Origin of the sequence: Kitasatospora nipponensis (assembly GCF_039528135.1) — a bacterium.
In the GTDB taxonomy this organism is placed as follows: domain Bacteria; phylum Actinomycetota; class Actinomycetes; order Streptomycetales; family Streptomycetaceae; genus Kitasatospora; species Kitasatospora nipponensis.
Window position 1 is genome coordinate 1 of record NZ_BAAALF010000865.1, and the last position, 613, is coordinate 613.

The 613-nt window shown below is 63.1% G+C and carries 1 protein-coding gene; it reads right to left on the bottom strand.

Annotated elements, in window-relative coordinates; all coding sequences use genetic code 11:
• On the bottom strand, nucleotides 1-316 hold a 316-nt coding region (locus ABD323_RS43755; RefSeq protein ID WP_344447577.1), incomplete at its 3' end, for a carboxymuconolactone decarboxylase family protein.
• Nucleotides 317-613: the final 297 nt, after the last annotated feature.

The window sequence follows — 613 nt, forward strand, 5'->3', positions numbered from 1 at the left end:
CCTCGCTGCCGCCGAACTGCGAGAGGAACCAGTTGTGGGTTCCCACGCAGTACGGGCAGCCGTTCACCTTCGAACTCCAGGCCGAGATCATCTCTCGGGTGGCCCGGGGCAGCACTCCGTCGCTGAATACCCCGGTGTAGCCGGTGATGAGAACCTCCATCAGATCCGGCCGGGTGGAGACCAGCCGAAACATATCGGGCACGAATGGAAGGCCCGTCCTGCTCTTGATCAGGTCGTAGAGTTCCGCGGTCCTTCCGGTCGCATCGGCCTCGTCGATCAGCGGAACGCGCGCCGCCGGAACCTGCTGTTCGGTCATGGAAGTGACTCCTTCGCCATGGACGGACATTCCCGAGCAACCCGATGCTGCCAGGGCCACGCAGGGCCGCTGTCTCCTAAATTGCTCTCTTCGAGCGGACCGAACGCCCGTCAAAACCCATCCGCCCACCGCGATTTGACCGGCCCCAAGAGTGGGCATATGCCAGTGGGGTGGCGAAACCGGCATACCGCGGCCCCGCTCTCAAGTATGTTGAACGGCATGATCGTTGAGGACTTCGAGCAGATCTCCGACCAGTACCGGTCGGAGCTCCTGGCGCACTGCTACCGGATGCTGGGA